The sequence below is a fragment of the Actinomadura sp. NPDC048021 genome (genome assembly GCF_040653135.1).
Taxonomy (GTDB): Bacteria; Actinomycetota; Actinomycetes; order Streptosporangiales; family Streptosporangiaceae; genus Spirillospora; species Spirillospora verrucosospora.
This window is the reverse complement of record NZ_JBEZJQ010000001.1, coordinates 186,196-207,421: the sequence shown is the minus strand read 5'-3', so window position 1 is coordinate 207,421 and position 21,226 is coordinate 186,196. Positions and strand designations below refer to the sequence as shown.

General features: G+C 74.1%; 21 protein-coding genes. 9 read left to right on the top strand and 12 right to left on the bottom strand.

The genetic code is table 11. The features are described from left to right. Positions 1-207: 207 nt before the first annotated feature. Positions 208-1,611 (top strand): SPFH domain-containing protein, encoded by a 1,404-nt coding sequence (locus AB0C87_RS00980; protein WP_353831787.1) that lies wholly within the window; start codon positions 208-210, stop codon positions 1,609-1,611. Here AB0C87_RS00980 and AB0C87_RS00975 read toward each other — a convergent pair. From AB0C87_RS00975 to AB0C87_RS00955, 5 genes are read right to left on the bottom strand one after another with little or no spacing between them, the layout of a single operon-like run. Further along, complete coding sequence (locus tag AB0C87_RS00975) at positions 1,580-2,776, bottom strand: cytochrome P450 (RefSeq protein WP_360575913.1); 1,197 nt, start codon at positions 2,774-2,776, stop codon at positions 1,580-1,582. The two genes, AB0C87_RS00980 and AB0C87_RS00975, sit on opposite strands and share 32 nt — an antisense overlap. After that, complete coding sequence (locus tag AB0C87_RS00970; RefSeq protein WP_345184990.1) at positions 2,773-3,369, bottom strand: ATP/GTP-binding protein; 597 nt, start codon at positions 3,367-3,369, stop codon at positions 2,773-2,775. The genes AB0C87_RS00975 and AB0C87_RS00970 overlap by 4 nt, the downstream gene beginning before the upstream one ends. Next, positions 3,347-3,703 (bottom strand): DUF742 domain-containing protein, encoded by a 357-nt coding sequence (locus AB0C87_RS00965; RefSeq protein ID WP_345184993.1) that lies wholly within the window; start codon positions 3,701-3,703, stop codon positions 3,347-3,349. The genes AB0C87_RS00970 and AB0C87_RS00965 overlap by 23 nt, the downstream gene beginning before the upstream one ends. Next, complete coding sequence (locus tag AB0C87_RS00960) at positions 3,700-4,134, bottom strand: roadblock/LC7 domain-containing protein (protein ID WP_345184995.1); 435 nt, start codon at positions 4,132-4,134, stop codon at positions 3,700-3,702. Before AB0C87_RS00960 ends, AB0C87_RS00965 begins: the two co-directional genes overlap by 4 nt. Continuing rightward, complete coding sequence (locus AB0C87_RS00955; protein ID WP_353831789.1) at positions 4,131-5,447, bottom strand: ATP-binding protein; 1,317 nt, start codon at positions 5,445-5,447, stop codon at positions 4,131-4,133. The genes AB0C87_RS00960 and AB0C87_RS00955 overlap by 4 nt, the downstream gene beginning before the upstream one ends. Before the next feature lie 294 nt (positions 5,448-5,741). On the opposite strand from AB0C87_RS00955, the gene AB0C87_RS00950 reads away from it, so the two are divergent. After that, positions 5,742-6,563 carry a helix-turn-helix domain-containing protein gene (locus AB0C87_RS00950; RefSeq protein WP_353831790.1) on the top strand — a complete coding sequence of 274 codons (822 nt, stop codon included), beginning with the start codon at positions 5,742-5,744 and terminating at the stop codon, positions 6,561-6,563. Between the two features lie 93 nt (positions 6,564-6,656). Then, positions 6,657-7,712: a LysR family transcriptional regulator gene (locus tag AB0C87_RS00945; RefSeq protein ID WP_360575910.1), complete on the top strand. Its 1,056-nt coding sequence runs from the start codon at positions 6,657-6,659 to the stop codon at positions 7,710-7,712. Here the strand turns inward: AB0C87_RS00945 and AB0C87_RS00940 are convergent. The 4 genes from AB0C87_RS00940 to AB0C87_RS00925 form a co-directional block, all read right to left on the bottom strand. Further along, a complete protein-coding gene (locus AB0C87_RS00940; RefSeq protein ID WP_360575908.1) occupies positions 7,709-8,503 on the bottom strand; it encodes a hypothetical protein in 795 nt (264 codons plus the stop codon). The two genes, AB0C87_RS00945 and AB0C87_RS00940, sit on opposite strands and share 4 nt — an antisense overlap. Before the next feature lies 1 nt (position 8,504). After that, positions 8,505-9,074: a papain-like cysteine protease family protein gene (locus AB0C87_RS00935; protein ID WP_345185006.1), complete on the bottom strand. Its 570-nt coding sequence runs from the start codon at positions 9,072-9,074 to the stop codon at positions 8,505-8,507. 223 nt (positions 9,075-9,297) lie between these two features. Further along, on the bottom strand, positions 9,298-10,542 hold the full coding sequence (locus AB0C87_RS00930) for a HAMP domain-containing sensor histidine kinase (RefSeq protein WP_360575906.1): 1,245 nt from the start codon (positions 10,540-10,542) through the stop codon (positions 9,298-9,300). Continuing rightward, complete coding sequence (locus AB0C87_RS00925; RefSeq protein WP_345185011.1) at positions 10,539-11,195, bottom strand: response regulator transcription factor; 657 nt, start codon at positions 11,193-11,195, stop codon at positions 10,539-10,541. The genes AB0C87_RS00930 and AB0C87_RS00925 overlap by 4 nt, the downstream gene beginning before the upstream one ends. 165 nt (positions 11,196-11,360) lie before the next feature. Between AB0C87_RS00925 and AB0C87_RS00920 the strand changes: the two genes are divergently transcribed. Genes AB0C87_RS00920 through AB0C87_RS00900 form a run of 5 tightly spaced genes read left to right on the top strand, consistent with a single transcriptional unit; the run spans position 11,361 to position 15,598 of the window. Then, positions 11,361-11,873: a hypothetical protein gene (locus tag AB0C87_RS00920; protein ID WP_345185013.1), complete on the top strand. Its 513-nt coding sequence runs from the start codon at positions 11,361-11,363 to the stop codon at positions 11,871-11,873. Beyond that, positions 11,870-12,997, top strand: a complete 1,128-nt coding sequence (locus AB0C87_RS00915) for a peptidoglycan-binding protein (protein ID WP_360575904.1) — start codon at positions 11,870-11,872, stop codon at positions 12,995-12,997. The genes AB0C87_RS00920 and AB0C87_RS00915 overlap by 4 nt, the downstream gene beginning before the upstream one ends. Continuing rightward, the gene (locus tag AB0C87_RS00910; RefSeq protein WP_360575902.1) at positions 12,994-13,773 is read left to right on the top strand and encodes an ABC transporter ATP-binding protein; all 780 of its coding nucleotides are present in this window, start codon (positions 12,994-12,996) and stop codon (positions 13,771-13,773) included. Before AB0C87_RS00915 ends, AB0C87_RS00910 begins: the two co-directional genes overlap by 4 nt. After that, positions 13,770-14,975 (top strand): ABC transporter permease, encoded by a 1,206-nt coding sequence (locus AB0C87_RS00905; protein ID WP_345185023.1) that lies wholly within the window; start codon positions 13,770-13,772, stop codon positions 14,973-14,975. The genes AB0C87_RS00910 and AB0C87_RS00905 overlap by 4 nt, the downstream gene beginning before the upstream one ends. A 47-nt stretch (positions 14,976-15,022) precedes the next feature. After that, positions 15,023-15,598, top strand: coding sequence for an antibiotic biosynthesis monooxygenase (locus AB0C87_RS00900; RefSeq protein ID WP_345185025.1), 576 nt, complete (start codon positions 15,023-15,025; stop codon positions 15,596-15,598). On the opposite strand, the gene AB0C87_RS00895 is transcribed toward AB0C87_RS00900, so the two are convergent. Genes AB0C87_RS00895 through AB0C87_RS00885 form a run of 3 tightly spaced genes read right to left on the bottom strand, consistent with a single transcriptional unit; the run spans position 15,599 to position 19,093 of the window. Beyond that, positions 15,599-17,392 (bottom strand): choline/carnitine O-acyltransferase, encoded by a 1,794-nt coding sequence (locus tag AB0C87_RS00895; protein WP_360575899.1) that lies wholly within the window; start codon positions 17,390-17,392, stop codon positions 15,599-15,601. It abuts the gene before it with no gap. Further along, a complete protein-coding gene (locus AB0C87_RS00890; RefSeq protein ID WP_353835727.1) occupies positions 17,389-18,216 on the bottom strand; it encodes a class I SAM-dependent methyltransferase in 828 nt (275 codons plus the stop codon). Before AB0C87_RS00890 ends, AB0C87_RS00895 begins: the two co-directional genes overlap by 4 nt. A 13-nt stretch (positions 18,217-18,229) precedes the next feature. Beyond that, positions 18,230-19,093 carry an arpA protein gene (locus AB0C87_RS00885; protein WP_360575897.1) on the bottom strand — a complete coding sequence of 288 codons (864 nt, stop codon included), beginning with the start codon at positions 19,091-19,093 and terminating at the stop codon, positions 18,230-18,232. Between the two features lie 302 nt (positions 19,094-19,395). Between AB0C87_RS00885 and AB0C87_RS00880 the strand changes: the two genes are divergently transcribed. Beyond that, a complete protein-coding gene (locus tag AB0C87_RS00880) occupies positions 19,396-21,210 on the top strand; it encodes a serine/threonine-protein kinase (protein ID WP_360575895.1) in 1,815 nt (604 codons plus the stop codon). Positions 21,211-21,226: the final 16 nt, after the last annotated feature.

The following is a 21,226-nucleotide window of genomic DNA, read 5'->3' as shown; positions in this document are numbered from 1 at the left end:
CCGCCGAGCCGCACGGCGAGCGCGAGGACGACCAGCGCGATCGCTCCCGCCCCGAGCGCGAGCATCGGCAGGTCCGTCCCGGCCGCTTCCCGCCGTTCCCCTTCGCGCGTCGCCGTCGCTTCCTGTGCTGCCACGAAGGCAAATACGCACGCATCAAAGCAAAAGGTTCATTAATGTATCGGCCACACCGAATTCCGGGGGAGCGAGATGAGCGCCTCAGACCAGGGCAACAGTTATCTGGACAAGGTCGTCGCGCAGCAGGCGGTGCTGGAGGACGACCTGAAGGCGCGGCGCTCTCCGCCGCCGCCCCCCGGCCCGCCCGGCGCGGTCCCGGCGCCGGGACCGCTGGCCAAGCGCGACCGCGCGCTCGGCGGCGCGGCGCCCGCCGACCGCCCCGGCCCGGGGCCGGTGGACGTGCGGATCAGCGGGTTCTGGCGGTGGAAGAACGTGCTCGTCCCGCCCAACGCGTTCGTCGTCCACACCCGGCGCGGGCGCGCCGAACCGCTGCACATCGGCCTCGGGGTGTCGTTCCGCTTCAACCCGTCCACCGACTCCTTCCTCGTGGTGCCGGGCGCGACGCAGACGATCCTGATCAACGCGTACTGCATCTGCCGGGAGCTGCAGGGCGTGCTCGTCCAGGGCTACGTGCAGTGGATCATCCAGGACTTCGGCACCGCCTACCGCAAGCTCGACTTCGGCGGCGACGACCCGATGCGGCTGGTGAACCTCCAGCTCCGCGAGCAGGCCGAGGCGGCGATCAAGGACAAGGTCGCCACGATGGGGGTGCGCGACGTCCTCAGCGACAAGCAGCCGATCATCGAGGAGCTGACGGCCCGGCTGCGCGCGGTCGCCGAGGGCGAGGACAACAGCGACCAGGGGCTCGGCCTGCGGATCGTCACGGTGCAGATCAAGGAGGCCGTGGTCAGCTCGTCGCGGCTCTGGGAGAACCTGCAGAAGCCCTACCGGGCCGAGCAGGGGCAGATCGCGCGGCTGGCGGAGCTGGAGGCCGAGGAGGCCGTCGCGCAGCGGGAGATGGCCGCCGCGCGGATCAAGGAGACGCAGCGGCTGGAGCACGAGCGCGAGCTCGCCGAGCTGCGCGCCCGCAACGAGTCGCAGCTGTTCGACACCGAGGCGGCCGAGAAGCTGCGCCGCACCCGGCGCGAGCACGACGACACCCGCGAGTTCGCCGAGCTCCAGACCGAGACCACCCGGCACGCGCTGCGGATGGAGCGCGAGCGGCACGAGGAGGAGGCCGAGACGGGCCGGCTGCGCATCGAGCGCGACCACGAGCTGGCCCGGCTGCGCACCGAGGGCGAGCTGGCCCTCGCCGACCTGCGGGCCCGGTCGCGGCACGAGCAGGCGCTGCTCGACCTGGAGCGGGACGCCGCCCGCGCCGCGCTGGAGAACGAGCGGACGCCCGCGGCCGTCCAGGCGCGGCTCATCGCGTCGCTGCCGGAGATCATGGCGAGGCTGCCCAAGCCGGACGAGCTGCGCACCGTCACCGTCAACGGCGCCGACCAGGCCGGCGTCGCCGGCCTGGTCACGCAGCTCGCCGCCGTCATCGGCGCGCTGCGCGCCGCTACGGAAGGGCCTGGTCCGGCGGGAAGGTGACCGGGAGGGCGATGAGGGCCCGGTGGAACGGGCCCGGCCGCCATTCCAGGTGCTCCACGGGGACGGCCAGCTCCACCTCGGGCAGCCGGTCGAGGAGCTTCTCGACCGCGACGGACGCGATGAGCCGGGAGTGGCTCCTGGCCGGGCAGCTGTGCGGGCCGCCCGCGTAGGACAGGTGGGCGCGGTTGCCCCGGCGGTCGGCGATGCTCCGGGACGGGTCGGTGTTCGCCGCGGCGTAGCTGACCAGGACGGGCTGGTGGGCGGGCAGCCGGTACCCGTGGAAGTCGATGTCCTGGCGGGGGAAGGTCCCTCCGTAGTTGGCCATCGGCGGGTCGGTCCAGAGGATCTCGTCCAGCGCGTCCTCGACGGGAAGGGCGCCGCCGGACAGGTCGCCGCCGAACCGGTCGTCGGAGAGCAGCAGCAGGATGCCGTTGGCGATGAGATTCCCCTCCGGCTGGGTGCCGGCCCCCATCAGCAGGATGACCTGGTGGATCGTCTCCAGGTCGTCGAGTCCTGCGGGGTGGCTCAGCATCCAGGACGTCACGTCCGCGCCCGGGTTGACGCGCTTGTGCGCGATCAGCTCGCCGGCCGCCTCCCCGAGCAGCGCGTTGCCCTCCTCGGCGGAGACGGTGTCGAAGATGGCGTTCATGCCGCGCAGGAGCTTGTCGCCGATCTCGGGCGTGCAGCCGAGGAGCTCGTTGAACACCAGCAGCGGCAGCATGCGGGCGTACTGGCCGAGGATGTCGGCCTTGCCGTCGCGGCTGAACCGGTCGATGAGGGTGTCGGCGCTGCGCTCGACGTTCTCGCGCAGCGACACCGGGTCGACCCGGTCCAGGCTGTCGACGATCACCGACCGCAGGCGGGCGTGCACGGAGCCGTTGGTGAACAGCGCGTTGGGCCGCGCCATCAACATCGGCAGCACCGGGCACTCGGGGCCGACCGTCTCCTCCCACACCTCGCTGCAGCGCGGGAACGTGGCCGGGTCGCGCAGGATCTCCAGGGCGGCGTCGTAGCCGAGGACGAGCGTCGCCGGCACGCCCGGCGCCAGTTCGACGGGCGCGAGGTCGCCGTACTCGCGCATCCGGGCGTAGGCGGCCTGCGGGTTCCTGGCGAACTCCGGCCCGTACAGCGGGACGCGTTCGGGCGCGGTGCGGTCGATGGTCATGGGTGCTCCCCGTCAAGGGTGAGGAGGTGGTCGACGAGGGAGATGAGCGCCTCGGTCGAGGAGACGCGGTCGCGGGCGTCGCAGCTGACGAGCGGCGTCGACGGCGTGAGGTCGAGGGCCTCGCGCACCTCGGCCTCGGGGAACCGCGGCGAGCCGTCGAAGTGGTTGACGGCGACCGCGTACGGCAGGCCCTGCTTCTCCACGATGTCCATGACGGCGAACGACTCCTGGAGGCGGGCGGTGTCCACCAGGATCAGCGCGCCGAGGGCGCCGCGCGCGAGGTCGTCCCACAGCCGGGTGAAGCGCTGCTGCCCCGGCGCCCCGAACAGGTACAGGACGAGGTCGTCGCTGAGGGTGAGGCGGCCGAAGTCCATCGCGACGGTCGTGGTCGTCTTGTCCCTGATGCCGGCGAGGTCGTCCACGGCCGCCCCGGCCTGCGTCATCCGCTCCTCGGTGCGCAGCGGGCGGATCTCCGAGAGCGTTCCGACGTAGGTGGTCTTGCCGACCGCGAAGTGCCCCACGATGAGGATCTTGACGGCGGTCCGGACGCTCTCGCGCAGGTAGGGGGTCTCAGAGGCGAGCGCGGAGTCCATCGAGCACCTCCTGAAGGAGCCGGGCCTTGGACTGCTGGGCGGAGGGCGCGGCGGCCCGGGTGGAGAGGTGCCCGCTGTCGACGAGGTCGGACAGCAGCACCTTGGTGAGCCCGACGGGCAGGCTCAGATGGCCGGAGATCTCGACCACCGACAGCGCGCCGCCGCGGCACAGCTCGACGATGCGCGTCTTCTCCGGGGACAGGCCGGTGCGCGGCAGGTCGCCGGTCGCGGTCACGAGGGTGACGAGATCGAACACGTTGCGGGTGGGGTGGGCCCGCCCACCGGTGACGACGTGCGGGCGGACCAGGGCCCGCCTGCTGCGGCGCGGGGTCATGCGGGACGGCCGGCGCCCGGACGCGGCGGGGTGGTCAACTCCTTGCCGAGCCGCTGCACGAGTTCCTGGAGCCGGAACGAGACGGTCTCCATGTCGACGTGCTGCGTCGCCGACACCGCCAGGTAGGCGCCCGGGCCGGCGGCGACGAGGAAGACGTACCCGTCGTCGAACTCGTTCACGGTCTGCCGCCAGGTAGTGCCGGCGTCCCCGCAGAACTCGGCGGTGCTGCGGGCGAGCGACTGCAGGCCCGCCATGCCGGCGGCCTGCCGTTCCGCCTCGTCCCGGTTGATCCGCTCGGAGTGCGCCATGAGCAGCCCGTCGGCCGACAGCAGGATCGCGTAGCGGGTCTCCGGCATCCGCAGCGCGTCGTCCAGCATCCAGCCCAGCCGGTTCGTACCGTCGTCCATCGCGCCGTTCCATCCCTCGTTCATGGCCGCAGGTCCTTGCTCTCGATGCCGGGGCCCTCGCCGTCGGACGGCGTCGAAGCGCGGCCGGACCGCGTCCCGCGCTGCCAGGCGCCGAGGCCCGCGGCGGTCTCCCGGGCCGGCCTGAGCGGAGGCGGCGCCCCCGCGTCGGGCACGTCGGGCGGCTCTTGTTCTTCGGCGGGGCGTTCGGCGACCGCGACGCGGGTGCGCTTCGGCAGCCCGCCGGGGGTGGCGGGGGCGGGGGTCCAGGCCGCGGGCGCGGGGCCCTCCGCGGCCGGGCGGGACGCGGCGGCCGGGTCGGGCGCGTGCTCGCCCGGGAGGTCGGTGAGCAGCGCGGACGGCACGAACACGACGGCCCGCACGCCGCCGTAGGGGGAGCGGGTGTCGACCGACACCCGGAAGCCGTAGCGCGCGGCGAGGACGCCCGCCACCGCGAACCCGACGCGGGGCGGGTCGCCGAGCCGGTGGATGTCGACCGACGCGTCGCCGGACAGCAGGTCGGCGGCGCGCTGGAGCTCCTCGGCGTCCATCGCGACCCCGGCGTCGTCGATCATGATGGCGACGCCGTTGTGCGTGGACTGGAAGTTGACCTCGACGGTGGTGTCGGGGCGCGAGTGCCGCGCCGCGTTGTCCAGCAGCTCGGCCAGCGTCAGCACGATCGGCTCCACGGCCCGGCTGGTCACCGCGGTGTTCACCGGCCCCTGCATGTTGACCCGCAGGTAGTCGCGGATGCGGGAGGTGGCGCCGCGCACCACGTCGCTCATCGACGACGCCGAGCGCTGCTGGCCCGGCCACGACCCGCACAGCACCGCGGTGGCCTGGGCGCGCCGCCCGAGCTGGGCGTTCATGTGGTCGACGCGGAGCAGGCCCTCCAGCACGTCCGGGTCGTCGTGGCGCTCCTGCATGTCGGAGATGGCGAGCTGCTGCTCGTTGGCGAGGCTCTGCACGGCGCGCATCATCGCCCGCAGCGTCGACTTGGCCGACAGGTCGGCCCGCTCCCGGACGCGTGCGGCGGACCCGGCGAACAGCTCGGTGACGGTCCGCAGCGCCTGCCCGTAGGCGGGCGCCTCGCGGTCGAGGTCGTGCAGCGGGCCGGTGACGCGCACGCCGGGGTTGTGCAGGGACTCCATGAGCTCGGGCAGCCGGACGTCCGCGAGGTGCCGCAGCTCCCTCTCGCGCAGGTCGAGCCCGCGGGCCAGGGCGGCGTTCTGCGCGCGGAGGCCGGCCGTCTCCCGCCGCTGGCGCACCAGCAGGGCTGCGGCCGCGATGCCGGCGCCCGCCACGACGACGAGCGCCGCCGCCAACAGGAATTGCTCCATCAGATCCTCGGTGCAGAAGTCTTCGGGCGAGGTGGGGCCCGGTCCGGTGTCGGCGACACCCGGCGGACCGCCTCATGGCTGGTGGGGGCGGCGCGGATACGCCGCAGTTTCGGCACCGTAGGACGGGTGCGCGGGGCCGCGCTTGTGCTCGCGCGCAGAGAACTTGCCGCCGGGCGCATCGCAAGATCACCCATCGTCCGAATCACGTTACTTTCCGATGGATTCGGCTGTTTCGCAGGTGACGGCGGTACTACGCTCGCCCGAAGGTGATCTAGAGCGGCGGAGGGGCCCGGGGTGGACGATGCGCTCGGCGGGGCGAACGGCGCCGAGTACCGGCTCGTGCTGCACCTGTCGGACCGGGCGGAGTACGACCGCGCCCCCGGGCAGGGGCGCCGCGACCGCGGCTACCGGTTCCTGCTCCCGCTGGACGGCGAGATGCTCATGGTGCAGGACGGCCGCGAGGCGCGGCTGCGCCCGGGGACCGGTGGCCTCATCGCGCCCGCGGCGCCGTTCCGGGTCGTCCAGCCGCGCCCGGCCCGCGCGCTCGTCATGACCATCCCGGCCCGCGAGATGGACGGCCGGCTGGGCGGCCCCGTCCTCCCGGCGACCGGCCTCGACCTGTCCGCCGGCCTCGGCCGCGTCGTCGCCGACATGGTGCGGGCCGTCGGCGAGGAGCGCCGCAGCCTCACCGCGCCGCAGTTCGACGCCGCCTGCGAACGGATCACCGAGCTGCTGTGCCTGCTGCTGGCCGGGGACGAGCGCCCGCCCGCGCCCGGCCACCTCGCCGAGGTGGAGGCGGTCGTGCGCCGCTACGTCCGCGAGCACGCCACCGACCCCGGGCTCACCGGCGCCGCGATGGCGCAGGACCTCGGCTGGTCGCTGCGGCAGGTGCAGCTCGCCCTGCAGCGCGCCGGGACCACGCCCCGCGAGCTGATCCGCGAGGAGCGGCTCCGGCTCGTCCGCGACCGGCTCCGCAACCCCCTCGACCGGGACGTCACCATCACCGACCTCGCGCACGCCACCGGGTTCTCCTCGGCCAGCGCGCTCAGCCACGCGTTCCGGCAGCGCTTCGGGGTCAGCCCGCGGGAACTGCGCCGGCACGGCGCCGCCCGCTGACGGGCACGGATTTCCAGCCGGCCCGGACCGATCCCGGGTTACGATGCGGCTGAGATCACCGGACGGGGCGGAGAGACGGTCAGGAGCGCGCCCGTGGACCTCGGCCCCCACCACCTCAGGATGATCGAGGCGATCGCCGCGACCGGCAGCATCAGCAAGGCCGCCGCCCGGCTCGGCCTCACCCAGCCCGCCGTCAGCACCATGCTGCGCCGGGTCGAGGGCCACCTCGGCGTGCAGCTGTTCGTCCGCTCCCCGGAGGGCGTCACGCCGACGCCGGTCGGCGCCGAGGTCGCCACCCGCGCCCGGGCCGCGCTGGCCGGCATCGACGACCTGAACGCCGCGCTCGCCCACCGGGTCAGCGAACCCGCCGCCGCGCCGCTGCTGCGGATCGGGGTGCAGGCGTGCCCGGTGCTCACCCGGCTCGGCGACCATCTCGGCTCGCTCTCCCCGGAGTCGCGGCTGCACCTGCGCGTGGATCCCGGGGGCGGGCGCATCCCCGCGCTCCTCGCCTCCGGCACCCTCGACATCGGACTGTTCCAGGAGCCCGTCGACCGTCCGCCGCGGCCGCGCGGCGGCCTGGAGCGGCTGGTGCTCGTCGAGCGCGAGCCGGCGCTCGTCGGGATGTCCTGCTCCAGCCCCCTCGCCGCCGGCGCGACCGTCGACCTGGCCGACCTGGCCGACCACGACTGGATCGACGATCCGCTCGACGACGGCCCCTGGCCCGCCTACCTGCGCGGCGTGTGCGCCGAGGCGGGGTTCCGGCCGCGGGTCAGGTACTGGGCGACGGACTGGCAGATCTCGGCGTCGCTCATCCGGTCCGGGCGCGCCGTCGCCATCTACCAGCCGACCGCGGCCCCCCGCGCGGGGGTCGCGTTCCGCCGGATCACCGGCGACCCGCTCGGCCAGCGGGTCGTCCTGATGTGGCGGCCCGGGGCCGGGCGGGCGGCGGCCCGGCTGCGCGACGTGTTCGACGCCGTCTACCTGGACCTCGTCCGGGCCCAGCGCGCCTACGGCGACTGGTGGGACGAGCATCCCGAGGCGCACCCGGCGCTGCCCGTCCCCGCCGGCCCGGTGGAGGGCGCGGGGCCGGGCGCCGGTGCGGGGCCCGGGGAGGGGGGCGGTTCCGGGGACCCGCGGGAGGGCGGCTAGCAGCCGCCCTGGCGGCGGCGCCGCGCGAGGGCGACGCCCGCGGCGGTCACCGCACCGCCCGCGCCCAGCGCCAGCAGGGCGGGCGCCGGGCCCCCGTCCGGCGCCGGATCGCTGACGCCGGTCGCGGGCGAGAAGCCGCCGAACTTCCCGGAGCGCTGGTAGGCGCTGCCCGGGAGCTTGTCGGCGTACCGGGAGCGCACGAGTCTCCGGTACGCCGCCACCGTGACGCCGGACCTGCCGACCGACGACGCGGCGGTGCCGTTGAGCGCGGTGACCCGGCCGTCCTTCAGCCGGTACCACGCGTGGATCTGCGGCTCGGTGAACACCGTGCCGCCCCGCGCCCGCGCCGGGTAGACCGCCTCCTCCGACCCGGAGATGACGTTCATGACCTGCCAGCCCGCGCCGGACCTGGTCAGCCACACCGTCGCGTGCTGCCCGGTGGCCGACGCCGCGCCGACCGCCATGTAGGCGAAGGTCGCCACGGGAGCGCCGCCGTCGCCCTTCACGAACGCGGGGTTCAGCGAGTAGACGCGCTGGACGGCTCCTTCGAGGCGCGGGGCCTTGGCCTGCGCCTCGGCCTTGGGCACGGCCTGGTTCACCAGCCGCCCGCGCCGGTGCTGGTCGAGGTGGACGAAGAACGCGCCGAGCCTCTGCTGCACGGCGGGGGACGCGGCGGCCCTCGCCGCGGCGGCCTCGTCGGAGGACGGCCCGGCGGCCTGCGCGGCGGTGCCGCCCAGCAGGACCGTCCCGCCGATCAGGGCTCCGGTCGCGAGTCTCGCGGTCGTGCGCATGTCAGCCTCCGATCCTGGACAGGGCCTGGCCCCAGCGGAACTGGTAGTTGCTGACGTAGCTGCTGTACGCCATCTCCCCGTACCGGGGACTGGAGGGCCACGGGTCGCCGTAGGAGACCGTCTGGCCGGAGTAGCCGTAGATGACCTGGGCGTGGCCGCCGCCGGCCGTCCAGTAGATGCCGGTGAGGATCGGCCGCTGCCCGTTGATCTCGGTCGTGACCGCCTGGTACGACAGGGGGCCGCTGACCTGGCCGGGGGACACGCCGAGCGCCTGGAACGCGCGCTGGTCGTACTCCAGGTAGCCGGCCTGGTTCGGGCAGGCGCTGCCGCGCGGGTAGCCGCGTCCGAGCGCGCAGAAGTCGTTCTGGCTGACGTTGCCCTTGCCGAAGAACTTGGCGATCGTCAGGCCGCTGGCGACCCAGCACCACTGGTCCTGCTGCTGCACCTGCTGCGTGATCGGCAGATTCTGGGCCGAGGCGACGCCGGTGGACGCCGCGAGGGCGGCGGCCGCCCCGGCGAGTCCGGCCGCGAGCCGCCGGCGCGCCCGGGCGGGTCGGGTACGCGTTCTCATGCACTTCCGCCTTTTCTCCCGGCGAGGGCCGCACCGCCTCTCGCGAGGGAGCCGAGCGAGTCCCGTCCGGCGCCGGGGGAGTGTCCGGGCGGGGAGGCCGCGAGAGGCCGAATGAACGCGATAAAAGTCTCATTCGCGGTCTTGGCCCGGTAATGCCAGCAAGACATAACAAAGCGGAATAACCCCGGTGAACTCGGCTTTTCTCCCCGAAGGCGGCCCGCGCCTAGGCGCGGGCGGCGAGCGGGCCGGGGCGGTGCTCCGGCTCCAGCTCCGGCTCCGGATCCGCGGACGGGAGGGCGACGGTGACGGTGAGGCCGCCTTCCCGGCGGGGCACGGCGGTCACGGTGCCGTTGTGGGCGCGGACGATGGACTGGACGATGGAGAGGCCGAGACCGGCCCCCTTGGCGGTGACGAGGCGGTCGGCGTCGAGCCGGCGGAAGGGCTCGAAGAGCGCGGGGATCTCGTAGGGCGGGACGGCGGGGCCGGAGTTGGCGACCTCCAGGACGGCGCGGCCGTTCTCGGTCCGGCAGGAGACGGAGACCCACCCGGAGTCGGTGTTGTGGCGCAGGCCGTTCTCCAGCAGGTTCTGCACGACGCGTTCCAGCAGCAGGGCGTCGCCCGCCGTCATGGCCTCGGCGGCGTCGGTCTCGACGGCGATGCCGGAGCCGTCGGCCTCCAGCGCCGTCTGGGCGGCGACGTGGGCGACGACGTCCGCCAGGTCCACCGGCGCCCGGTTGGTGATCTCGTTCTCGGACCGGGCCAGCAGCAGCAGGCCGGTGATGAGGCGCTCGTGCCGCGCGTTGATCTGCAGGAGGGTCTCGCCGAGCTGCCGGACGTCCGGGGACGCCGACTCGCGGTGCATCGCCACCTCGACCAGCGCGCGGCCGAGGGTGAGCGGGGTGCGCAGCTCGTGGGAGGCGTTCGCGACGAAGCGGCGCTGGCCGTCGAAGGAGCGGTCGAGGCGGTCGACCATCGCGTCGAAGGTGTCGGCGAGCTCCTTGACCTCGTCGTGGGGGCCCCGCAGCGCGATGCGCTCGTGCAGGCCGCGGTCGGCGGCGGGGGAGCCGGCGATGCGGCGGGCGGTCTCGGTGACGCGGTGCAGCGGGGACAGCGCCCGGCCCGCGATGAGCCAGCCGAAGCCCGCCGCGGCGCCCCCGACCACCAGCAGCGCGATCGACCCCTGGGTGACCAGGGAGGTGACGGCGGCGTCGTGCAGTTCTTCGCGCCGATCGCGCATCCAGCGGTCGGCGTCGGCCATCGCCCTCGCCTCCTGCGACGCCTGCTGCGCGCTCCCGGCCGGCGGGGCGGTGCCGGGCGCCGGGTTCACCCGGGTCGCCAGCACCTTCGTACTGGACCGCGACAGCTGCTGGTCGAACAGGGCGTAGGTCGCGCCGAGCAGCACCACCCCGGCGACGAGGAACAGGCCGCCGTAGGTGAGGGTGAGCCGGGCGCGCAGTGACAGCCTCATGGGATCCGGTACCCCGCTCCCTTGACGGTCTCGACGACGGGCGGGTCGGCGAGCTTGCGGCGCAGCTTGAGGACGGTCAGGCGGACGGCGCCGGTGAACGGGTCGGCGTGCTCGTCCCACGCCTTCTCCAGGAGCTGCTCGGAGGACACGACGGCGCCCTCGGCGCGCAGCAGCTCGGCCAGGACGGCGAACTCCTTGCGGGCGAGCGGCACGTAGCGCCCGTCCCGGAACACCTCGCGGCGCGCCGGGTCCAGGGTGATGCCGGCGCGGTGCAGCGCCGGCGGCGCGGCCGGGCGGCAGCGGCGGCCGAGCGCGTGGACGCGGGCGGCGAGCTCGGGGAACGCGAACGGCTTGGTCAGGTAGTCGTCGGCGCCGAGGCCGAGCCCGGCGACGCGGTCGGTGACCTCCGCGGCGGCGGTGAGCATCAGGACCCGGGCCGCGCCCCCGCCCCGGACGATCTCGCGGCACACGTCGTCGCCGTGGACGAGGGGCAGGTCGCGGTCCAGCACGACCACGTCGTAGTCGTTGACGGTGAGCCGCTCCAGGGCGGCCGCGCCGTCGTGGGCCAGGTCGACGGCGTGCGCGTCGTCGCGCAGCCATTCGGCGATCGCGTCGGCCAGGAGCCGCTCGTCCTCTGCCACCAGCACTCTCATGAAGCCTCCTCAGAACGCCGATGGTGCCGGAAGACGTGTTTCGTTTCCGTTAGCGGCCGCCTCCCGGCGAGAACGCGGGAGGGCGGAAACACGGGGGAAACGCTCCTCCGGGTTGCATCGCTCCTCGCCGGCCGGAACCGCTCCGGCCGGGAGTGAGGAGGAGACATGCGACTGCGGATCCTGGCGATGGTGCCGCTCGCGCTGGCGCTGACCCTGACCGGGTGCGGCTCTGACGGCAAGGGCGACGGCGTGGCCTCGGCGAACGGGGGCGCGAAGCAGGGCGGAGCGAAGCAGGGCGGCGAGCAGCTCGCCCCGGAGGAGCGCGGCGTCAAGTTCGCCCAGTGCATGCGCGAGCACGGCGTCGACATGGAGGACCCGAAGCCCGGCGGAGGCATCCGGATCCAGAACAAGGGCGACAAGGGCGCCATGGACAAGGCCATGGAGGCGTGCCGGCAGTACAACCCCATGGCCGACCGCACCGGCGCGCCCGATCCGAAGATGCAGGAGCGGGCGCGCGAGTTCGCCGCGTGCATGCGCAAGAACGGCGTGGAGAAGTTCCCGGACCCCGACCCGAACCAGCCCGGCATCCGGATCGACAAGAACACGGTCGGTGACGACCCGGATCTGGAGACGGCGCAGCAGGCGTGCGACAAGGTCCTGCAGGGCGGCGGGAAGTGACGGGGGAGACGGTCGCGGAACGCGCGCCGGCCGAGCCCGCGGGCCGCCGCGCCCGCCGCCGCGGGCCCCGCCTGAAGATCGCTCTGGCCGTCGCCGCCGTCGTCGCGGCGGGCGGCGCCGCCACCGTCGCCGCGCTCGCCGCGGGCGGGGACCGGGAGGGAGGACGGGCCGCGGCCCTGCCGCCCGGCACCGCGAAGGTGGCCCGGGAGACGCTCAGCGACACCCAGACCGAGGACGGGCGGCTCGGCTACGGCCCGACCCTGACCGCGACGAGCCAGGCCAGGGGCACGATCACCTGGCTGCCCGAGAGCGGGGACGAGGTCACCCGCGGCCATCGGCTGTACGAGCTCGACGGCGACCCCGTCGTGCTGATGTACGGGCCCAAGCCGTCCTACCGGCCGCTGCGGGTCGGCACCGAGGGCTCCGACGTGAAGCGGTTCGAGCGGAACCTCAGCGCGCTCGGCTACGACGGCTTCACCGTGGACGACGAGTACACCTCGGGCACGGCCGAGGCCGTCCGGGAATGGCAGGAGGACATCGGCGCGCCGGAGACCGGGACCGTCGAGGTCGGGCGGGTCGCCTACGCGGAGGGGCCCGTCCGGGTCGAGACCGTCGCGGCGAACCCGGGCGAGCCCGCCGCGCCCGGCAAGAAGATCCTCGGCTACACCGGGACCGCGCAGGCCGTCACGGTCGAGCTGGACACCGCCGACCAGCGGCTGGCGAAGAAGGGCGCGCGGGTCGAGGTGACCCTGCCGGAGGGCCGGCCGGTCGCGGCCGAGATCGACGAGGTCACCACCGTGATCGAGCCGGGCGGGCAGGGCGAGGACCCGGAGACGAAGGTGGAGGTCACGATCTGGCTCGACTCCGCCGCGGCCAGGAAGGCCGCGGCCCGGTACGCGCTCGCCTCCGCCGACGTCCGGTTCACCGCGGGCAGGCGCGAGAACGTGCTGACGGTGCCGGTGTCCGCGCTGGTCGCGCTGCGGGAGGGCGGCTTCGGCGTGGAGGTCGTCAAGGGCGGGACGTCGTCCTATGTCCCGGTCGAGACGGGGCTGTTCGCCGACGGGAAGGTCGAGGTCTCCGGACCGGGGATCGCCGAGGGCGTGCTCGTGGGGGTGCCGAAATGATCACACTGCGGGACGTGAGGAAGTCCTACCCGGGCGGCGTGCACGCGCTCGCCGGGGTGTCGCTGCACGTCGGCGCGGGCGAGCTGGTCGCGATCGTCGGCCCCTCCGGGTCGGGCAAGACGACCATGCTCAACATGCTCGGCACCCTGGACCGCCCCACCTCGGGCGAGATCAGCGTCGACGGCCACGACGTGGGGCGGCTCCCGGACGCGCGGCTGTCGGCGCTGCGCGCGAGCCGCATCGGGTTCGTCTTCCAGCACTTCCACCTGGCCGCCGGGACCCGGGCGATCGACAACGTCGCGGACGGCCTGCTGTACACCGGGCTGCGCCCGGCGGCGCGGCGCCGGCGGGCGGCGGCGGCGCTGGAGCGGGTCGGGCTCGGCCACCGGCTGGAGCACGAGCCGCACGAGCTGTCCGGCGGGGAGCGGCAGCGGGTCGCGATCGCGAGGGCGGTCGCCGGGGAGCCCGCGCTGCTGCTCGCGGACGAGCCGACCGGCGCGCTGGACTCGGCGTCCGGCGAGGGGGTGATGGCGCTGCTGCGCGAGCTGCACGCCGCGGGCACCACCGTCGTGCTCATCACGCACGACCGGGAGATCGCGGCGGCCCTGCCCCGCCGCGTCCGGATGCGCGACGGCCTGGTGGTGGAGGACTCCGGGGTCGAGGACGCCGTGGTGGAGGACGCCGTGGTGGAGGACGCCGCCGCGGTGGACGGCCCGGCGGGGGACGGCCCGCGCCCGGCGGGGGACGGCCCGCGCCCGGCGGGGGCGGCGCGATGACGGCCGGGACGCTGCGCCCGGCGCGGCTGTGGCCGGGCGACGTGCTCAGGGTCGGCGCGGTGGGCCTGCGGACCCGGCCCTTGCGGGCGTTCCTGTCCGCGCTCGGCATCGCGATCGGGATCGCCGCGATGGTCGCGGTCGTCGGGGTGTCCTCCTCGTCCCGCGCCGACCTCGACCGGGCGCTCGCGGCGCTCGGCACGAACCTGCTGACCGTCTCGCCCGGCAACACCCTGACCGGAGAGAAGGCGGAGCTGCCGCTGGAGTCGGAGGCCATGGTGGCCCGGATCGCCCCGGTCCGGGAGGTGTCGGCGACCGGTCTGCTGGACGGCGCGAAGGTCTACCGGACGGGCAGGATCCCGGAGGCGGAGACCAACGGGATCTCGGCGTACGCGGCCCGCGCCGACCTGCGCGCCGCGACGGGGGCGAAACTGCGCGGCGGCGTGTGGCTGAACGCCGCGACCGGCGGCTTTCCCGCGACGGTTCTCGGCTCGACCGCCGCGCGGCGCCTCGGGATCGGGCACGCGGCCCCGGACGTCCAGGTGCTGATCGGCGGCCGCTGGTTCACCGTGATCGGCATCCTGGAGCCGGTGGTGCTGGCCCCCGAGCTGGACAGCGCCGCGCTGGTCGGCTGGCCGGCGGCGCGGTCCCGGCTCGGCTTCGACGGCCATCCGACGACGATCTACACCCGGTCGGCGGAGGCGAGCGTCGAGGACGTCCGGGACGTGCTGGCCGCGACCGCCGACCCGGAGGCGCCGAACGAGGTGGAGGTGTCGCGGCCGTCGGACGCGCTGGCGGCCAGGAAGGCGGCGGGGGAGGCGTTCACCGGGCTGCTGCTCGGCCTCGGCGCGGTCGCGCTGCTGGTCGGCGGCGTGGGGGTCGCCAACACCATGGTCATCTCGGTGCTGGAGCGCCGGTCGGAGATCGGGCTGCGCCGCTCCCTCGGCGCGACCCGCGGCCAGATCCGCACGCAGTTCCTCGCCGAGTCGCTGCTGCTGTCGGCGCTCGGCGGCGCCGGCGGGGCGGCCGTGGGCGCGCTGGTCACCGCCGGCTACGCCGTCTCCCAGGGGTGGCCGGTGGTGATCCCCGCGTGGGCGGTGCTCGGCGGGGTCGCCGCGACCCTGCTCATCGGCGCGGTCGCCGGCCTGTACCCGGCGATCCGGGCGTCCCGCCTCAGCCCCACCGAGGCGCTCGCCGCCACCTGACCGGTACATACATGCATGGACCGGACGTGACGGGTGAGATCTCAGCCATGGCTTCCACGGAGACCGAGCCCGTCACGGTCGTGTTCACCTGGGACGTCAAGCCGGGCCGGGAGCGCGACTTCGAGGAGTGGGCGGAGGGGCTCCACGAGGTCGCGACCCGGTACTCCGGCCACCAGGGCGCCACCTGGCTGCGCGCGGAGGGGTCGCGGCACCGGTACTACACGGTCGTGAACTTCGCCGACCAGAAGAGTCTCGACCGGTGGCTGCACTCCGGCGAGCGCGCGGAGTGGATCGAGCGGGTCAGCGGGATCGCCGACGAGCACCGGCAGGACACCACCGGGCTGGAGACGTGGTTCAACCTGCCGGGCGAGTCCGTCCCGCCGCCCTCCAAGCTCAAGATGATCGTGGTCACCTTCTGCGCGGTGTACCCGCTCAGCCTGCTGCTGCAGGCGTTCGTCACGCCGCTGACCCAGTCGTGGCCGCTGCCGGTGCGGGCGCTGACGTTCCCCGTCATCGTGATCCCGCTGCTCACCCTGCTCGTGATGCCCGGGCTCAGCCGGGTGTTCCGGCGCTGGCTCTACCCGATCGGGCGGAGGCACCGGCCGGCGAGACCCGGCCGGTGATCACGCCAGGAGCTCCCGCAGCTCCCGGACGGCCTCGCGGAGCCGGTCGGCGAACTCCCGCATCGCGCCCGCCACCGGCCGCGGAGTGCTCAGGTAGACGTTGAACCGGTCGGGGAGCAGGACGTAGGCGACGCCGATGCACTGCTCGCTCGTCGACCCGAACCCGAAGTACCGGATGTTGACCGACGGCGCCGAGCTGGTGCTCAGGTAGTCGTCCCGCATGACGAGCCACCCCGGGGACCCGAACAGCGGGAGCGGCTCGGTGACGCCCAGCTCGGCGCCGCGCCGCTTCTGGACGAGCTGGAGCTCCCAGAGGTGCTGCTCGGGCGCCTGCCCCGCCTGGCACTCCCTGGCCCGCCGGACGTGGGCGTCGGCGGCGGCGCGGAACGCGTCCCGGCGCGGTCCGGGCCCGGCGGCCGGGTCGTCCATGGCCTCGACGAAGCGGAGCACCTCGGGGGTGACGACCCGCATCGCCTCGGTCCGCCCGTTCCGGTACTGGCGGGTGGCGATCGACTCGTAGGTGGCGCCGACGCGGCCCTTGGCGCGCTTGTGGGCGAGCTGGTAGGCCGTCTGGACGAACGCGTCCGGTGACATCTTCAGCTGCTTGATGCTTTCGGTGCCGAAGTCGTCGAACGACACGGTCGCGGTGGCCGTGGCCGCCCCGTAGGCGGCGAACGCCGCCGCGGCGTCGCCGATGTCGCGCCGCAGGGCATCGTCGAGGGTGAACTCGATCGCCCGGACGGCCGGGAGCCCCTGCGACCGGGCGCCCGACCGGTGCGACAGCTTCTCCGGGGATTCGCCCAGCAGCGCGTCGACGAAGCTGAGGATCGTGGTGCCGTCCAGGCCGCAGTGCTCCACGTTGATGCCCGCGGTGCCGTCCCCGAACACGACGAAGGAGACGGCCTTGTCGAACCAGCGGTTGGCGCTGTCGCCGTGGAGCAGGTGGTCGCAGGCGTCGAGGGTGCTCGCGGGGACGAAGTCCTCCAGGCACACGCAGAACAGCGCGGTCTCGACGTCGTCGAGCGCCTCGGCGTTGCCGAGGGCCAGCAGCGCCTCGCGGCTCGCCGCCCACTCGGCGCGGGCCTTGGTGGTGAGGTGCCCGGCGGACGGCTCCGGCGCGGCCTCCGCCCTCATGACGGCGGCCAGTCCCGCCCGCAGCTCCTCCAGCGTGTGGGGGCGGCCGTCGGGCCCCAGCACGTCCATCCGGATCATGTTGCCGCGGAAGAGCACGACGATGTGGCGGGCGTCCGAGGGGCCGGGCCACTCGGCGGTGTAGGGGGCGCGGACGGTGTCCTGCTCGGCGCCGGGGATGCGGGTGGTGGAGAACAGGTACCGGTTCTGCGCCATCGACAGCGGCCGGCCGCGCTGCACGACGGGCGGGATCTCCTCGCGGTCGAGCCGCAGCTTGTAGTCCAGCGCTCCGGCGACGAGGCCGGCCGCGCGCTCGACCTGTCCCTCCGGCGACTCCTTGAACAGGAAGAAGAAGTTGGCGTTCAGCGCGATCCGGTCGCGGCGGCCGAGGTACCGGTAGGGCCAGAAGGTGTCCAGCCAGCTGTCCACCCCCTCGCTCGCGTCGTAGCGCTCCAGCGCGGCGTGCAGCGTGCGGCCCGGCCCGCCCGGGCGGGCGAACGAGGCCAGCGCCGCCTCCGTCCGGGCCCGCTCCTCCGCGGTCAGCAGCGGCCCGCACCATTCGAGGAACCGCTCGCAGGTCTCGTCGAGCGTGGGCAGCGGCACCCGCGGCAGGCGCTCCTCGTTGCCGAAGGTGCGGGACGAGAGTTCATCGCCGGCGTTCACATCGATCCTCTTGTTCTGTCGTCAGGACGGGAGACGTAGAGCTGTGCGTAGAACCAGCCGCCGGTCTCCAGGCCGCTCGGGTCGGCGCCGACGTCGGCGAGGCGGTCCAGGACGAGCGCCTGCTCCTGCGGCGTCGCGAACCGCCGCTGGCGGAACAGGCCGTCGTGGCGGACCGTCGTGTACCCGGCGGCCGCGAGCGCGTCGGCGACCGGGTCGAACGGGAACATGCGCAGCACGAAGTGCGCCATCCAGGGCCGGTGCTCCCCGTGCGCCTCGACGACGCGGGTGATGGTGCGCTCGGTGACGTATCCGAGGCACCCCGTCGAGATGACCACGTCCGTCCCGGCGAGCTGGGCGCGCTGCTCGGGGGTCGGCTCGTCGTTCTCCAGATCCGCGTGGACGGCGCCGTCGAGGAAACCGGCTTCGAGCGCGTAGGAAAGGGCGCTGTCGGAGGCGTCCAGGCCGAGGAAGCGCAGCCGGCTCGTCGTCTCACGGGAACGGACCAACTCCCGGTCTCGGGCCAGCAGCCTGGCACGGGTGTATCCGAGGGCGTCGGGACCGCCGTAGCGATCGTACAGGTCAGCCATCGTCACGCCATATTTCAGCAGGGCCGCATTGATGCCGTAGGAACAGCCGATATCGAGAACGGTCGGAACCGGGACACCGCGCGCCTCCCGGTATTCGGCGATGAGCCGCTGGAAGTGCGGTTTGGCCAGTTCCGGGATGTCGTAGTGGAGTTCGCGCAGCGTGCCGAAGTAGGCGCGGGGATCGGGGCTGGTGTAGATGTGGTCGAGCGAGATCTTCCCTGTGGCGTCCGTGCGCACGGGCGGGTGCCTCCTAGTCCAGCAGCCGGTCGACCCGGACGGCGCGCCCCTCCGCCGCCAGGTGCTCGGGCAGGACGCGGCCGAAGAGCTGCCTCGTGCGCGCGACGCTGCCGATGACCCCCGGGCGCTCGCTGTAGGCGAGGATCGCCGTGTGCCGCGCCGTGTCCCCCCGGACCGCGGCGACCCGGTGCAGCGAGTACCGTCCCTTGAACAACTGCAGGTCACCCGGGCGAAGCGTGAGCCGCCGGACGAGGTCGCCGCCGCGGCCGGTCAGCACGCGGCGCACGTCGCCGAAGTTCTCCGCCTCCGCCGACCTGATGTTCGGGCAGTACTCGAAGACGCCCCCGTCCTCGGGTTCCCGCGTCAGCAGGCTGACCGTGAACTCGTTGGTGTCGAAGTGCCAGGGATGCTCCATTCCCGGGTTGACGACGTTGAGGACGAGCCCCGACAGCGGATCGGCCAGCTCGTGCACCCGGGGCAGCCCGAAGCAGGCCGCCACGAACCGCTGGAAGAGCCCGTTCGCGTAGAGCCGGTGGACGAGGAAGTCCGCGGGGATGTGGTCGCGGGCGACGAACGCGTTGCCCCGCTCGACGGTGAGACGCCCCGGATGGTCCTCCGGCAAAGGCGTGCTCACATCGATGTTGTAGGCGTTCACCGTTTCGACGTCGTAATGCGCGTGCGGCGCGATCGCCTCGCATTCCGCGCGCAGCGCGTCCAGCAATGCCGGGCGAATGAAGTCGGGCAGCACGCAGCAGCCCGTTTTCGCCAGTTCGGCCCTGGTCCGGGAAACGAGAACGTCCCAGCCGGCGCCTCCCGGCGCGGCCAGCGGATAGCGCTCCGTGTCGACGACCCCTGCGAGAGCCTCCGCTGCGCCCATGAAGATCCTTTCGCGGTCGGCGAACTCCAACGGGTTGTAGCACATTCCTTCCGTGAATTCCCGGCCGCGCTTTTCCTTCGCGCTTTGTCATGGAATGATAAGCGCGGCCCGTGACCTGTGGCTTCGGAGGCCTCCGGGCCGGGGGTCGCGCGGCGGGCGGTGTGTCCCATCTCACCGGCCGTCCCCGGAGGCCCTGCCCGGCCCCCGGATGCGGCGGTCGTGCGGACTTTCCGCGAACCTTTCCTCACGCGGTGGCGTCACCGTCCTGTGAAGCATGATCTGAAGAGCGGCGGGAGCGCGGGATGGACTGGCGGCTGACGGGGTTCACTGAGGAGCGCGAACTCGGACGGGGCGCGCAGGGACGGGTCGTCCTGGCCCGCCACACGGCGTCCGGGACTCCGGTTGCGATCAAGTACCTGGTCGGCGGGGATCCCGGCGCGGTCGGCGCGCTGCGGTCCGAGGCGCAGATGCTGGGGCGCCTGACGAGCCCGTACGTGGCGCGCCTCTACCAGTTCGTGGAGGGCGAGCACGGCGCGGCGATCGTGATGGAGGCGGTGAACGGCGCGTCCCTGAAGGAGGTGCTGCGCGAGCACGGGGCCCTCGCCCCGGAGGCGGCGCTGCTCGTGCTGAAGGGCTCGCTGCTCGGGCTCGCGGCCGCCCACGCCGTCGGCGTCGTGCACCGCGACTACAAGCCGGCGAACGTCGTGGTGCGGGGCGACGGCCTCAGCAAGCTCGTGGACTTCGGCATCGCCGTCCTGGCGGGCGGCAGCTCGATGTCGGGGACGCCGGTCTACATGGCGCCGGAGCAGTGGCGCGGCGAACCCGCCAGCCCCGCCACCGACGTGTACGCCGCGACGTGCGTGTTCGTGGAGTGCGTCACCGGGCGGCGCCCCTTCGCGACGGCCGAGCGGGCGGCCCTGATGAACCAGCACCTCACCGCGCAGGTCGACGTGCGGGAGGTGCCCGAGCCGCTGCGCCGGCTCGTCCTGGAGGGGATGGCCAAGGACCCGGGGCAGCGGCCGCCGGGCGCGGCGGAGTTCGTCACGCGGCTGGAGTCCGTCGCGATCGCCGCGTACGGGAGCGACTGGGAGCAGCGGGGCATGCGCGCCCTGGCCGCCGCCGCCGTCGCGCTGGTCGCGCTGTTCCCGCTCGGCGCCCTCGCCGTCACGCCGGGCGCGGCCGCGGCCGCCGCGACCGCGGGCGCGGCGGGCACCGCGGGCACGGCCGGTGCGGGCGGCGCGGGCGGTGCGGGGACCACGGGCGCGGCGGTGAGCAAGGGCTTCCTCGCCACCGCGGTCGGCAAGGGCACGATGGCGGCCGCGGGCGCCGCCGTGGTCGCGGGGACGGCGGGCGGCGTCGTCTACGCGGTGCAGGACCAGAAACCCCAGCCGCCCGCCGCCGCACCCGCCCCCGTCGTCACCCTCGTCGCCGACAACCGCAAGCTCACCGGCCCGGCGATCGTGGTCCAGAACGCGCGGTACCCGAAGGTCACCGGACTGAAGGACCCCGCCCTGGAGCGCCGCGTCAACGCCGAACTCCGCGGGCCGGTGGACCGGCTCGTCGCCTCCGCGAGACGGCTCGCCTCCCAGGTCGACTGCAAGGGCAAGCCCGTGAAGCTCGGCACCGAGACGAGGCTCGGGCTGCGCGGTCCCCGCCTGGTGTCGGTCCGCTACTTCATGCTGTCGGACAACTGCCAGCAGGCGGACGGCTCCCCGGGCGGCGAGGTCGTCACCGTCGACCTGCGCACCGGGCGCAAGCTGACCGCGGCCGACGTCTTCCAGCCCTCGACCCTGACCGCGGACGGCGTGCGCCGGCTCAACTCCCTGGTCCCGCAGAAGCCGGCTCCGAACGAGCGCCGGTGGCAGGACTGCGGCCCCGACGGTCCGTTCGAGCTCGCCGACTTCTCCCCGCGCAGGGACCGGCCGGCGACGCTCGGCCAGGTGCCGTTCCTGTTCCCGTTCTTCACCCCCTCCGGATTCGAGCTCTCCTTCCTGGCGGGAGGCAGCGACGGCTGCGGCAACCTGAACTTCGGCACCTCCTACGCGAACGTCCGCGGCCTGCTGAAGCCCGAGATCGCCGCGCTGCTGCCCTCCGGTCCCTCCCCGTCCCGGACCTGACCTCGGGCGCGACGCG

Bases quoted from the DNA above. Each gene is read 5' to 3' on its own strand.
- AB0C87_RS00920 (WP_345185013.1), top strand. From the start codon at position 11,361: ATGCGACTGCGGATCCTGGCGATGGTGCCGCTCGCGCTGGCGCTGACC.
- AB0C87_RS00935 (WP_345185006.1), bottom strand. From the start codon at position 9,074: ATGAGAACGCGTACCCGACCCGCCCGGGCGCGCCGGCGGCTCGCGGCC.
- AB0C87_RS00980 (WP_353831787.1), top strand. From the start codon at position 208: ATGAGCGCCTCAGACCAGGGCAACAGTTATCTGGACAAGGTCGTCGCG.
- AB0C87_RS00965 (WP_345184993.1), bottom strand. From the start codon at position 3,703: ATGACCCCGCGCCGCAGCAGGCGGGCCCTGGTCCGCCCGCACGTCGTC.
- AB0C87_RS00900 (WP_345185025.1), top strand. From the start codon at position 15,023: ATGGCTTCCACGGAGACCGAGCCCGTCACGGTCGTGTTCACCTGGGAC.
- AB0C87_RS00940 (WP_360575908.1), bottom strand. From the start codon at position 8,503: ATGCGCACGACCGCGAGACTCGCGACCGGAGCCCTGATCGGCGGGACG.
- AB0C87_RS00880 (WP_360575895.1), top strand. From the start codon at position 19,396: ATGGACTGGCGGCTGACGGGGTTCACTGAGGAGCGCGAACTCGGACGG.
- AB0C87_RS00905 (WP_345185023.1), top strand. From the start codon at position 13,770: ATGACGGCCGGGACGCTGCGCCCGGCGCGGCTGTGGCCGGGCGACGTG.
- AB0C87_RS00955 (WP_353831789.1), bottom strand. From the start codon at position 5,447: ATGGAGCAATTCCTGTTGGCGGCGGCGCTCGTCGTCGTGGCGGGCGCC.
- AB0C87_RS00885 (WP_360575897.1), bottom strand. From the start codon at position 19,093: ATGGGCGCAGCGGAGGCTCTCGCAGGGGTCGTCGACACGGAGCGCTAT.
- AB0C87_RS00970 (WP_345184990.1), bottom strand. From the start codon at position 3,369: ATGGACTCCGCGCTCGCCTCTGAGACCCCCTACCTGCGCGAGAGCGTC.
- AB0C87_RS00930 (WP_360575906.1), bottom strand. From the start codon at position 10,542: ATGAGGCTGTCACTGCGCGCCCGGCTCACCCTCACCTACGGCGGCCTG.
- AB0C87_RS00960 (WP_345184995.1), bottom strand. From the start codon at position 4,134: ATGAACGAGGGATGGAACGGCGCGATGGACGACGGTACGAACCGGCTG.
- AB0C87_RS00975 (WP_360575913.1), bottom strand. From the start codon at position 2,776: ATGACCATCGACCGCACCGCGCCCGAACGCGTCCCGCTGTACGGGCCG.
- AB0C87_RS00925 (WP_345185011.1), bottom strand. From the start codon at position 11,195: ATGAGAGTGCTGGTGGCAGAGGACGAGCGGCTCCTGGCCGACGCGATC.
- AB0C87_RS00910 (WP_360575902.1), top strand. From the start codon at position 12,994: ATGATCACACTGCGGGACGTGAGGAAGTCCTACCCGGGCGGCGTGCAC.